The 13,438-nt window shown below is 37.8% G+C and carries 11 protein-coding genes and 1 pseudogene; all 12 read right to left on the reverse strand.

Annotated elements, in window-relative coordinates; genetic code table 11:
* Positions 1 to 177: 177 nt before the first annotated feature.
* A complete protein-coding gene (galU, locus tag AAEU30_RS10260; RefSeq protein ID WP_421960423.1) occupies positions 178 to 1,089 on the reverse strand; it encodes a UTP--glucose-1-phosphate uridylyltransferase GalU in 912 nt (303 codons plus the stop codon).
* 250 nt (positions 1,090 to 1,339) lie between these two features.
* On the reverse strand, positions 1,340 to 2,347 hold the full coding sequence (locus AAEU30_RS10265; protein ID WP_421960424.1) for an NAD-dependent epimerase: 1,008 nt from the start codon (positions 2,345 to 2,347) through the stop codon (positions 1,340 to 1,342).
* Between the two features lie 291 nt (positions 2,348 to 2,638).
* Positions 2,639 to 3,805 carry a nucleotide sugar dehydrogenase gene (locus tag AAEU30_RS10270; RefSeq protein ID WP_421960425.1) on the reverse strand — a complete coding sequence of 389 codons (1,167 nt, stop codon included), beginning with the start codon at positions 3,803 to 3,805 and terminating at the stop codon, positions 2,639 to 2,641.
* A gap of 180 nt (positions 3,806 to 3,985) precedes the next feature.
* Positions 3,986 to 4,942: a DHH family phosphoesterase gene (locus AAEU30_RS10275; protein WP_421960426.1), complete on the reverse strand. Its 957-nt coding sequence runs from the start codon at positions 4,940 to 4,942 to the stop codon at positions 3,986 to 3,988.
* 53 nt (positions 4,943 to 4,995) lie between these two features.
* Complete coding sequence (gene cysC / locus AAEU30_RS10280) at positions 4,996 to 5,595, reverse strand: adenylyl-sulfate kinase (RefSeq protein WP_421960427.1); 600 nt, start codon at positions 5,593 to 5,595, stop codon at positions 4,996 to 4,998.
* A 73-nt stretch (positions 5,596 to 5,668) separates the two neighbouring features.
* Entirely contained in the window at positions 5,669 to 7,396 is a 1,728-nt protein-coding gene (locus AAEU30_RS10285) for an SLC13 family permease (RefSeq protein ID WP_421960428.1), read from the reverse strand.
* A gap of 69 nt (positions 7,397 to 7,465) precedes the next feature.
* Entirely contained in the window at positions 7,466 to 8,872 is a 1,407-nt protein-coding gene (cysN, locus tag AAEU30_RS10290) for a sulfate adenylyltransferase subunit CysN (RefSeq protein ID WP_421960429.1), read from the reverse strand.
* Positions 8,873 to 8,980: 108 nt separating this feature from the next.
* Positions 8,981 to 9,886, reverse strand: a complete 906-nt coding sequence (gene cysD, locus AAEU30_RS10295) for a sulfate adenylyltransferase subunit CysD (RefSeq protein ID WP_421960430.1) — start codon at positions 9,884 to 9,886, stop codon at positions 8,981 to 8,983.
* A 244-nt stretch (positions 9,887 to 10,130) separates the two neighbouring features.
* Complete coding sequence (locus AAEU30_RS10300) at positions 10,131 to 12,080, reverse strand: polysaccharide biosynthesis protein (RefSeq protein WP_421960431.1); 1,950 nt, start codon at positions 12,078 to 12,080, stop codon at positions 10,131 to 10,133.
* A gap of 279 nt (positions 12,081 to 12,359) precedes the next feature.
* Positions 12,360 to 12,479 (reverse strand): annotated as a pseudogene (locus AAEU30_RS10305) (four helix bundle protein); the annotation flags it as partial.
* Between the two features lie 37 nt (positions 12,480 to 12,516).
* A complete protein-coding gene (locus tag AAEU30_RS10310; RefSeq protein WP_421960432.1) occupies positions 12,517 to 12,711 on the reverse strand; it encodes a four helix bundle protein in 195 nt (64 codons plus the stop codon).
* 166 nt (positions 12,712 to 12,877) lie between these two features.
* Complete coding sequence (locus AAEU30_RS10315) at positions 12,878 to 13,426, reverse strand: sugar transferase (protein WP_421960433.1); 549 nt, start codon at positions 13,424 to 13,426, stop codon at positions 12,878 to 12,880.
* Positions 13,427 to 13,438 lie beyond the last annotated feature (12 nt).

A 13,438-nucleotide genomic window follows, 5' to 3' on the forward strand; every position in this document is an offset into this window, starting at 1 on the left:
TCACTTTAAAAGATCTACTTGCACAAAGGGAGGTAAGCCACGGGCTATGAATACACCTAGAACCTAGCAACGTTCGCTTCCCTAAAACCTTTAACCTCATCAGCGCAGCGTCTCTTAACCTCTTTGTGAATAAATCACTTAAAATCAACGCGGCATACAGCCGCGTCAAAGCTAAACTTACACCGCTTTTAAGTGACTCTTTTCTTTTGGCTTAACCAACTCAGACACAAAATTTGTAAAGTCAGTTCCTAAGTTTTCATCACGCATGCTGTATTCAACAATCGCTTTTAAATAACCTAGCTTATCACCACAATCGTGAGAGCTCCCGCTCATGTGAAACGCCTCAACCGTTTCTTTTTCCATTAGCATATCAATAGCATCGGTAAGTTGAACCTCACCACCTGCACCCACAGGGGTTTTAGCCAGTAATTGCCAAATAGCTTTAGATAGCACATAGCGACCAACAACCGCTAAGTTTGAAGGTGCATCTTCAGTGTTTGGCTTTTCAACCATGGTTTTGATTTTTGCACTTTCGCCCGCACCAATTACAGCACCATCAATATCAGCAATACCATATTTGCTCACATCTTGCTGTGCAACCGGCTCAAGCATAATTTGGCTTGCTTTAACGTCGTTAAAACGTTTGATCATTGCCGCTAAATTTTCAGTTTTTTGGTCAGCTGTGTATGCATCTAAAATTACATCAGGCAATACAACCACAAAGTCGTCATCACCAACGATTGGTTTAGCACATAATATCGCATGGCCTAACCCTTTAGCTTCGCCTTGGCGAACGCTCATAATAGTTACATCAACCGGGCAAATTGAGCGCACTTCCTCAAGTAAGGTGCGTTTAACACGCTTTTCAAGTGTTGCTTCTAGCTCGTAACTAGTATCAAAATGGTTTTCAATAGCATTTTTTGAGTTGTGCGTCACTAATACGATTTCTTTAATGCCTGCAGCAACACATTCATTAACGATATATTGAATAAGTGGTTTATCCACCAGTGGAAGCATTTCTTTTGGAATTGCTTTGGTCATTGGTAGCATGCGCGTACCAAGTCCTGCTACAGGGATTACTGCTTTCATTATTAGTCCTTTATTCAAGTTTTTATTAATTCAATTTAAGTTTAAATTATCAGTATGAAGATTTATAGAAAGTGAATGAGTTCTAGGTTCTAGGTTCTAGGTTCTAGGTTCTAGGTTCTAGGTTCTAGGTTCTAATCAAATTAGAAAACTATTTACCCAATAAAAGTAAATAAAAACAATTTACTATCATCTCAGGCCTAATAATACTTAAACCTATAACCATTCAACTTATATTTTTTACTAAGCGCTTTTATTTATTATAAAACTCTTTATACCACTCAATTAGTGCTTTCACGCCCTGTTCAACCCCTACTTCGGGTGTATATCCAGTCGCTTTAAATAAATCTTGGGTATCAGCATAGGTTTTGTACACATCACCAGCTTGCATTTCACGGAAGTTCTTTTTAGCCTCTATGCTCAAAGCAGACTCAATCGACGAAATAAATTCCATTAAATTAATCGGGCTACCATGGCCAATATTATAAACTTTAAATGGCGCTGAGCTTGATGCTGGTGAGCCTGTTTCAACTTTCCATGAATCATTACGCTCAGGCACTACTTCAGCAGCACGTACTACACCTTCAACTATATCGTCTATGTAAGTAAAATCACGCCACATATCGCCATTATTATTTATATCAATTGTATCCCCAGCCAGTATTTTTTTAGTGAAAATATACGGTGCCATATCTGGGCGACCCCACGGGCCATAAACAGTAAAAAAGCGTAAGCCAGTTGTTGGTAAGTTATATAAATGAGAATAGCTGTGCGCCATTAATTCATTCGCTTTTTTAGTTGCCGCATAAAATGATACTGGGTGATCAACACTATCCGTTGTTTCAAATGGTGTTTTTTCATTTAAACCATACACAGAACTTGAAGAGGCATACACTAAATGCTGTACTTTATTATGGCGGCAGCCCTCTAGTACATTTAAATGACCTACAAGATTAGAATCAGCGTAAGCATCAGGGTTCTCAATTGAGTAACGTACGCCCGCTTGTGCAGCCAAATGGATAACACGATCAAATTGCTCACTTGCAAAAAGCTCAGTCATTGCTGGACGTTCAGCGATATCCATTTTAATAAAGGTAAATTCAGGATGGTCTTTAAACTGATTTAAGCGAGCCAATTTTAAATTTACATCATAATAGTCATTTAGGTTGTCGATACCCACAACAGTATGGTTTGCTGCTAATAGTTTTAAGCAAGTTGCTGCGCCAATAAAACCAGCGGCACCGGTTACTAAGTACTTCATGTTAATCCTTTTAAATTTTAGGTTCTAGGTTCTAGGTTCTAGGTTCTAGGTTCTAGGTTCTAGGTTCTAGGTTCTAGGTTCTACAAATTATAAAATATGACACAATGACAGCTACGGGCCACGAGGCTAAAAATACATCTAAATCCTAGCACCTTTACTATCGTAGGAGAGCGCTTTAGCGCCGATTGGTTTGGAGCACATAACTAAAAAACAATCACGGCTGAAGCCTGTTCCCACAAAAACTAGACACCTAGCACCTAGTCACTTCCCTAGAACCTAATACCTTTGCCTCTAATCGCTACCAAATAAATCGCGTGTATATACTTTATCAGCAACATCATTAAGCTCTTCAGCCATACGGTTTGATACAATCACATCAGCAAGCTGTTTAAATTCATTAAGATCTTTCATTACGCGAGAGTTAAAAAATGCATCGTCTTGTAACGCAGGTTCATAAATAACCACTTCAATGCCTTTCGCTTTTATGCGCTTCATAATCCCCTGAATAGCCGACGCTCTAAAATTATCAGATCCTGTTTTCATCACTAAACGGTATACACCCACTACTTTAGGGTTGCGATTAATAATTGAATCAGCAATAAAGTCTTTACGAGTAGTATTAGCATCAACTATTGCGCCAATCATATTATTAGGTACATCTTTATAGTTAGCTAATAATTGCTTGGTATCTTTAGGTAAGCAATAACCTCCATAACCAAATGATGGATTATTATAATGATTGCCAATACGTGGGTCTAAACTAACACCTTGTATTATTTGCTTTGCATTTAAGCCATGGCTTTCAGCGTAGCTATCAAGCTCATTAAAATAGGCTACGCGCATCGCCAAGTAAGTATTAGAGAATAACTTAATGGCCTCAGCTTCGGTTGAGTCAGTAAACAAAATCTCAATATCTTGCTTTATTGCACCTTGAGCAAGCAAATTGGCAAACGTTTGCGCACGCTCACTTTGCTCACCTACAATAATACGAGATGGATACAAATTATCATGCAACGCTTTACCTTCACGTAAAAACTCTGGCGAAAATATGATATTGTCAGTGCCAAACTTTTCTTTAACCGATTGAGTGTAACCTACTGGCACTGTCGATTTAATCACCATAGTGGCCGTAGGGTTTATTTTTATTACATCTTTAATAACCGACTCAACACTATTGGTATTAAAATAGTTTGTTTCTGGGTCGTAATCTGTAGGAGTTGCTATAATTACAAAATCAGCGCCAACTAATGCTGACTCTTTGTTAGTTGTAGCGGTAAAATTAAGCTGTTTATTTTGTAAAAAATCACTAATTTCAACATCTACAATAGGAGACTGCTTACTTTTTAAAAGAGTAACTTTTTGCTCATCTATATCAAGCGCAACAACTTTATTATGTTGCGCAAGTAACATAGCGTTAGATAGGCCTACATAGCCAGTACCAACCACTGCTATTTTCATGTAAATCCTTTAATGTTATTTAATTGTTAATGTAAAAGTTTATTTCATGTTTGAAAAGTTAGTAATTCCTTCAAGTTCAAAGAATATTAACGAGCATATAGATAAGTGATTATAAATTTCAAATCTACATACGTTTGGACTTATCTCCATTTAAACCTGACATATGCAATTCCATAAAACTCATCGATAATAAGTGATAAGTGCTAAAATCAAGCTCGCTAATGATAATTTAGGTAACTCATTAATGCCAGCAGCTGCTGCTCTACCACCACCAGTTGGAAATTGACTACATACATCTACGGCTCCAAATTTGTTATTTAAAGGCGCTCTCACACTGATCGTGTAACTGCCTTTATTATTATAGGTGACAACTGCATGGGCCTTATTGGGTGATTGATTTGCGAGGTCATTTCCTAGTACTCCGCTGACTCTGCGTGCCCATGCTGCATCTTCAAGTAGAATTACTTTCGCAACGTCACAATCATGTAGCACTTGTGCATTAGCGGCTTGATCCATATCCGCTAAATACGCACTTTGTAGAGTATAAAAAGGAGACCCTTTATCAGCAATTGCATCTAATGGCGATTGATAGCTTAGTAGCTTTTCATAGAGTGCTTCTGGAGCAAAGTGAAGGTCGGCAATTTCACTACCATAACCATTATAATTAATATATGTACCAAACGCTTTAAGTTGCGATTTTTCAGTTTCAGAGAGCCCTAATACGTCGGCTTCACGATCCGCTTTTGCAAATAAGTTATCACCATAAGCCGCTGTAATTGCCCATAAATGATACTTTTTATCTATTAAATTACTCACAATTAAACTAGTACACATATCTGGATCAAGATCGATATGTGCAAATAAATTTGTATGATTAGGAATTGTACCTGCTTTATGGTGATCTACATACATGACTCGTGCCCCGACACCTAGTGCATCGTGCAACGCAGCCATGTTTTTTTCCATTGAGATATCAAGTACACGAATGCAATCACCTTGTTTTGGAGTTATCTTTTGTAAAAGATTAATATCTCTTTTGACACCCGTTATTTTTACTGTATCAGTAGGGTTGGCTAATTGAAGTTGAAGCAACGCAATTATGCCATCTGCATCACCATTAAAAATATCGTATTTCATAATCTCTCAAACATATCATTTTATTTACAGCTAAAGGTTATTATATCTAATAACTATAACTTCACTATGTTTTTGTCTAGTAAATATTTAACTATTTGCTCTGCACTTTGCTCAATGCTTTGATCAGCCGTTTGCACATGTATTTCTGCAGACTCAGGAATATCAAACGCTGAGCTAACTCCTGTAAAATTAGGAATCTCTCCGGCCCTTGCTTTTTTATATAATCCTTTAGGATCGCGGCTTTCACATATTGCGATAGGTGTATCGATAAACACTTCAATAAACTCACCTTGTGTCATAATGCTTCGTGCTAACTGACGATCATTTGCGAAAGGGGATATAAAAGCTGTAGACACAATTAGCCCTGCATCAACAAATAGTTTGGCAACCTCGCTGATACGCCTAATATTTTCAACGCGGTCTTCATCACTAAAAGTTAGCCCTTTATTTAAACCCATTCTGACATTGTCGCCATCAAGCAAATAGGTATGACAACCCAACTCAAATAACTTTGCTTCAACGGCATTTGCAATTGTTGATTTACCAGAACCACTTAAACCTGTATACCAAAGTAAAACGGGCTTATGCCCTTTGTGCTTTTCTTTTTGTTCACGCGATACAGTTTGTGCGTGCCATACTATGTTTTCAGTCATTATTGTTCCAAATATGATATTTAGCGATAAGTTAAATTCGCTTTTCAATAAGTTAGATAATTAAGTTACGTTTTTAAAACGGAAAAAATACCGGCACAAAGCTCAGCACGATGACGGCATAAACAATACTCACAGGAAGCCCCACTTTAATAAAGTCATTCACTTTATAGTTACCCGCGTTAAATACCATTAAATTTGTTTGATAACCATAAGGACTTATAAAGCTACCACTGGCTGCAAAAGCAACAACCATGACAAAAGGAAGCACATCAACACCAAACCCCGTCGCGATGGTATAGCTTATCGGAAACATCAGTGCAGCGGCGGCATTATTAGTAACAAACTCAGTCATTAACCAAGTGGCCACGTACACCAAAATAAGCGATAAATAAATGTAGCTTGGATCGTTAAACTGATTAAAAAAGTTACCCAACATCATTACGACTCCGGAGTTAACCAATGCAGCTGAAAGCAGAATCGCTGAAGAAACAATAAGCCAAATATCTATCGGAAATCGGCGAATAATTTCATTGGTTGTTAAACACCCAGCGAATAGCAAACCGCCTAACAATAACACCAAGCCTTCTAATAAATCCACAACGCCTAAAGCAGCGCATGCAATCGTCGTGATAAACCCACCTACAGCCAGCCATGCACGCCATCCATTTATTCGGCTTTCGGGTTCAACTCCTGACACAACTAAAAAGTTTTTATTAATATTCGTTCTGGTTTTATAGTCATCACCCACCGCTAAAACTAAAAAATCACCAGAACGGATCTCAACATCTCCAAGTTTTCCTGAAACTTGCTCGCCATCACGCCTAATAGCAACAACTGCGGCATCAAATAAAGCCCTAAATCCCGTTGTTTTTAATGTTTTCCCTACAATAATACTTTCTTGCCTAACAACAACTTCTGTTAAATTACTGTGTAGAGAACCGTTTTTTTCAGCAAAAATCTCCAATCCAGAGAACTGACTCAGTTGAAGAACTTTATTAATATCGCCACAGAATATAAGCCGGTCTCCCGGTTGGATAACTTCGGACGGTGAAACAGGGCTAATTAAATGTTTATTACGCACAATTTCAACAAGAAACAGCGACTCTAAATGCCTTAAACCATTCCCTTCAACGGTTTTACCTACAAGCTCTGAACCTTGAGCTACTTTTGCATCTATAAAATACCCTTCTGAAGATGCTTTACTTTGTTCAATATCGGGTAAAAATCGCTGACAAAAAAATAACACGGTGCCGCAACAAACAACCAAGATCATGCCAATGGCAGTAAACGAGAAAAAAGATAAAGACTCCCCTGTTGACTCCATAAACATAGAGTTTACGATTAAGTTTGTAGACGTACCTATTAACGTTAAAGTACCACCAAAAATAGAGGCGTATGATAATGGCAATAATAGCTTACTAGCATAGTGATGAGGGTTATTTCTAATAGGTGAAAGTAACGTCGCAACAACGGCAGTATTATTCAAAATAGAGGAAAAAAAGGTCGTTACACTAAACAGTCGAAACCACGTAGAACGATAGCTTCTAACAATGATTTTAGCTGCTAATAACCTTAATAATCGTGTTTTTTCTATTCCCAAAGAACAAATAACCAACAAAATGAGCGTTACTAGTCCAGGGTTAGAAATACTTCCAAGAAATTGCTCTTTAGAAACCAAGCTAAAGGCAATTAAAGACAGGAGTGTACCACCAAAAATAATAACCGGTTTAGTTTGTAAAACCACTAAACCTAATATGGTGCAGGCAAAAATAGCAAGCGTTAAAAAAGCATCTAATGGCATAAATACACCAGCCATCCTTAGTAAAAGTAAAATGTGCGGGCCAATAAGCCCGCATTCCATAAAAGTAATTTATCTAATTACTTTTGCTCCCCAATGCGGGAAGTGTTTACGAACCAAGGCATTAAACTCAACCTCAAATGCAGAGTGATCGCTTGACTGTTGCTTTGGTTGTGACTCAATAGGTTTGCGAATCATACCCGCTCCAACAGTCACATTTGATAAACGATCAATAACAATAAATGCCCCTGTATGCTTATTTACATCATAGGCATCAAATTGAACAGGTGCAGTTAGGGCAAGCTGGCAGCGGCCTATTTCATTTAAGTTAAGCTGGGTCGCCTGTTGATGTTCTAACGTATTGACATCGACTTTATAATTTATCGCTTCAGCATAACCAAATACCGATTTACTACCCACTTTAATTTCGTATTCACGATCTACATGTAATGGTTCTTCTGTCATCCACACCATGTCAGCTTCAAAGCTACTAGTTGAAAATGGCTTTTCGTGTGGGCGTACTAACATATCGCCACGACTTATATCGATTTCATCTTCAAGCGTAAGCGTTATAGCCATTCCTGCCGATGCTTTTTCTAAATTACCATCAAAAGTAACAATTTCTTTTACTTTACTTTCTTTTCCTGATGGCAAAGCACAGATTGTGTCACCCACTCTAATATCACCCGCAGCAATCGTGCCGCTAAAGCCTCTAAAGTCAAGATTAGGACGGTTTACATATTGTACTTGTAGCCTAAATGCATCATTTTGTGCACGTTTAACTTGCACAGTATTAAGTAACTTCATTAATGTAGAGCCAGGATACCAGCTCATAGCTTCACTTTCATTAACCACATTATCACCACGCAATGCCGAGATAGGCACAAATCTTACGTCATCAAATGAAAGGTCTTTTGAAAATTCACGGTAATCTTTTTTGATATCTTGGTAAACAGATTGCTCATAACCGACAGCATCCATTTTATTAATCGCAACTACGACATTTTTAATACCAAGCAATGAACATATATAACTATGACGGCGTGTTTGTACTTGAACACCATGACGAGCATCAATCAAAATAATAGCTAAATCACACGTAGAAGCTCCTGTAGCCATATTCCGCGTATACTGTTCATGTCCTGGGGTGTCGGCAATTATAAATTTACGTTGTTCGGTTGCAAAGTAACGATATGCAACATCAATAGTAATGCCTTGTTCGCGCTCAGACTGCAAGCCATCAACAAGCAGCGATAAATCAAAATCATTATCTGTGGTATTAAAACGTTTAGAGTCTTTTTCTATTGCCGCCATCTGATCTTCAAAGATCATCTTGCTATCGTAAAGCAAACGACCTATTAAAGTTGATTTACCATCATCGACGCTACCGCAGGTTAATATGCGCAGCATGTCTTTATTTTCATGCACTTTTAAATATGCTTCTATATCAGTAGCAAGTAAGTTCGTTTCTTGTGACATAATTTTCTCTACAATTTGGTTCAATAAGTTAATGGTTATTAAGTGTATTCAACATATAAAGTAAGCATGTTGTGCACTTTATAAAAATTTTTAAGACTTATAATATGGCTAAAAATAACCTTCCATTTTCTTTTTCTCCATTGAACCCGCAGAGTCATTATCAATCACTCGTCCCTGACGTTCAGAGGTAGTACATAATAACATTTCTTGAATAATTTCTGGTAATGTTTGCGCTACAGAATCAACAGCTCCTGTTAGTGGGTAGCAACCTAGCGTTCTAAAACGAACCATTTTATTTTGAACTTGTTCATTTTCTTCAAGTTCCATACGCTCATCATCCACCATGATCAACGTTCCATCACGCTCAACAACAGGACGCTCTTTTGCAAAATATAATGATGGAATTTCAATACCTTCAAGGTAGATATACTGCCAAATATCAAGCTCTGTCCAGTTACTAAGTGGAAATACACGAATGCTTTCACCTTTATCTACTTTGCTGTTATAAACATTCCAGAGTTCTGGGCGTTGACTTTTAGGATCCCAACGATGATTTTTATCTCTAAATGAATAAACACGTTCTTTAGCTCGTGACTTTTCTTCATCACGACGAGCACCACCAAACGCAGCATCAAACCCATGCATATCAAGCGCTTGCTTTAAACCTTGAGTTTTCATAATATCGGTATGTTTTGCGCTGCCATGAACAAATGGGCTACATCCCATTGCAATACCTTCAGGGTTTTGGTGAACAATTAAATCAAACTCATATTTTTTGGCCATATCATCTCTAAACTGGATCATTTCTTTAAATTTCCAGTTAGTATCAACATGCATAAGCGGGAAAGGTATTTTTCCTGGGTAAAAAGCTTTACGTGCTAAGTGCAATAATACTGATGAGTCTTTACCTACAGAATAAAGCATTACTGGATTATCAAACTCAGCAGCAACTTCACGCATAATTTGAATGGACTCTGCCTCAAGGGCTTTGAGATGGGTTAATTTTACAGTCATAGTATCAACTTATATTAATGATTTAAAATTTAAATATATAATTACAAAGTAACATTTCGAGTAACCAAAGTTCCAGCCTATCTAAAAATATACAACAGTTATTACTAATAATTGGCTTTGAGTTAGTCTATCAAACTTAATCGAATTAGATTCAGCAAAATTAATTGTTCTTTAAGCTATACTTTAGTGAAAACACCTTATATAACTCATTAAAAACATAAAAATGCCTGATTTAGCAAAATATTTATTTACGGATATAAATTACTTTTTTTGTATTGTGGGTTGAAAGGTGTTTTTTAGCATTCCATACTAAATCACAAATACCATCGGTTGGGTTAAAACCTGTTGGTGCATCAAGTAATAACTGGCGAATTGTTTCATGATCAAAATTATGGCAAGCAATATCCAATGCTTCTAAAAATACATTCAGCTCGGCAAATGGTAACATTACTTCGCTTGCAGTCATTATACGCTCATGAGTAGTTTCGCCAACGTTATCGCCAATTAATAGCTCTTCAAATAGCTTCTCTCCAGGGCGAAGGCCAGTACATTTGATTTCAATATCACCATGAGGATTTGTATCACTCTTAACCTCTAAACCTGATAGGCGAACCATTTTTGATGCTAAATCTTTTATTTTTACCGACTCACCCATATCGAGCACAAATACATCGCCACCTTTACCCATTGAGCCAGCTTGAATAACAAGCTGTGCCGCTTCAGGTATGGTCATAAAAAAACGGGTGATGTCTGGGTGAGTTAGCGTTATTGGCCCGCCTTCTTGTATTTGCCTTCTGAATAATGGCACAACCGAACCTGAAGAGCCTAATACATTACCAAAACGTACCATACAGAAGCGGGTTCGATGCTTAATACCTTTATTTTGAGCAAGGCCTTGCAATACAAGCTCAGCCATACGCTTAGTAGCCCCCATTACATTAGTTGGGCGAACTGCTTTGTCGGTAGATATTAATACAAAGGTTTCAACCCCGGCATTAACCGCCGCTTTTGCAGCATAGTATGTACCAAACACATTATTACGCACGCCCTCTACCACATTATGCTCAACTAATGGCACATGTTTATATGCTGCGGCGTGATAAACGGTTTGCACACCAAAGGCAATCATTACAGTTTCAATCCGGTTTATACGCTGAACCGACCCCATAACAGGAACCAACTCTATATCAAGCTGATTACTAACAATAAACTCGTTGAGCTCTTTTTCGATTGAGTATAAACCAAACTCTGAGATTTCAAACAACACTAGTTTACTTGGCTTTTGTTTAACTATTTGCCTACAAAGCTCTGAGCCTATAGACCCGCCAGCGCCAGTTACCATTACTATTTTATCAGCAATATTCGCTTTCATTAGCTCGGGCTTTGGCGTAACAGGGTCACGGCCTAGTAAATCTTCAATTTCGACATCTCTAAATTCAGATAGCTTGGCTTTACCCTCAACCACATCTGCCATACCGGGGATTGAGAGTACTTTAATGCTGAGCGGTTCAAGTTGGGCTAACACCTCTTTACGACGGGAGCGACTGGCACTAGGTAATGCCAACAGCACCTTAGTGGCTTTACCTTTATTTATGAGCTCGTAAATGCCTTTAAAACTAATTACTGGTACACCTTGTACTATTGAGCCTTGCTTTGTTTCGTCATCATCTATAAATGCGCGTACATAATACTCAGGTCCTGCACCTAAAGCTGTAGCAAGTTGGCGACCTGCAGAGCCTGCACCATAAATAATAACCGACTCTTTATTAACCGTAGCCATTCTACCGATCATGGCACGCACTAAAATACGTGAGCCACCCACAGTTAATAAACATAACCAAGCAAATATAAATGGCATTGTTCGAGGAATCGTTATACCAACAAAAAACGAAAGCAATACTAAAGCAACTGTGGTAATAAACGTACCCAGTACAATGGCCCACAAAGCTTGTGAGTTCATATACCTAAGTACCGCCCTGTACAAACCTAAGTTAATAAATGAGTATAAACCTGTCGGTATAAGAATTGCTAATAACAGCCAGTTATCTAACTCTTTAAGTGGCTCTAGGCTATCTAAGCGCACAATTAGAGCCAACCAAAAAGCTGCAGCAATAAACAGGGAGTCAATAAATAAGGTAATAGCGCGCTTTTTAGCTCGCGGCGCATTTAAAATAGACTGGATAAAACTATCCACAACAAGTTCCTTTTTTTGTACCGTTGGTTCGATAATTAAAGAGCAAACACTAGCTCTAACAATATGTATATTTACTGAATTATAACGCTAAATGAACAAAATCACCACAAACCAACACATAATCATTAGTTGTTGATTTGAATAGAAAATTCAAGGTCAAACGTCAAACGTCAAACGTCAAACGTCAAACGTCAAACGTAGCTTACCGACCTAATCCCATGATTCAATCGATTTCATTAAACCTGATAACATTTTGGAGAGCTGCTTTGTCTCTTCGACTCAAAGTTCAGATGTTTTTATGTCAATTTCGCCAATTTTAACTGCAATATAAATTTGAGAGCGTAATTCACCACAACTACCTTTGGAGTATGAAAGAAAGCGCGCATAATCTTTGGGAGTCTTCCTCTCATAACGTTATTCGATAAGTCCGTTTATCTCACCTCTTCGAGGCCGCGCAAGCGCGTTCAAAATTTGCTCCTGCAATTTTGTCCGCAATATTGGAAGAAATAGATAAAGCTGAGCGAGTAATTTGATCTTTTAGCCCAAACTCTTTACTTGATTTGAAATGTATATAGATCCCACAAGCCAAGTCAGCAGAGCGCTGCCATACATCTAAATCTTCAAATTGCATAAAATCCCTTATACCTAACTTAAGTCCTTTAACTTTAAAGCTTGTATTTTTGCTTATAGCTTTTCCATTGAGAATCTGAGCCCCGTGTCTACTTTATCGGGGTTAGATCACTTCTATCTTTAATCTTTTGCCTTTCACCTTGTACCTTTAAACTTTTACCTCGTATCTACTTAACCCTATCCCCACTACCGCTGCCAGTTACTGTCATTAGTATATATTTAAAGTAGTTTCCGATAGTTAAGGTATCTATCATCTCGCGATCCGTTTTTGCAAGTAACTCAGGAGTAGACATATCAATTTCGTTAACTTGAGCAAGTCCGGTGATACCAGGGCGTACGTTAAATACATTTTTAGCTTCACGTGCTTTAGTTAATTCATCTTGGTTAAATAAACCAGGGCGAGGACCAACTAAGCTCATTTCACCTTTTAGTACATTCCAAAGTTGCGGGAGTTCATCAAGCTTTGTTTTACGCAAAAAGCCACCAAAAGACGTTATTGATGCAGTACTCGCTAAATGGCTCGCAACCGATGCAGTATCAACTGTCATTGTTCTAAATTTTACTAGAGTAAATGGTTTTTTATTACGGCCAACACGCTCTTGAGTAAAGATAGGTGAGCCTGTATCAAACAAACCAATAATGTATAAAATCACTAAAAATGGTGAGGCAAACAACAAACCAAAAAGTGAAAACAAAAGGTCGAGTAAACGTATCATTTATAAATCCAT

Origin of the sequence: Pseudoalteromonas mucoides (genome assembly GCF_049257175.1) — a bacterium.
Classification (GTDB): Bacteria; Pseudomonadota; Gammaproteobacteria; order Enterobacterales; family Alteromonadaceae; genus Pseudoalteromonas.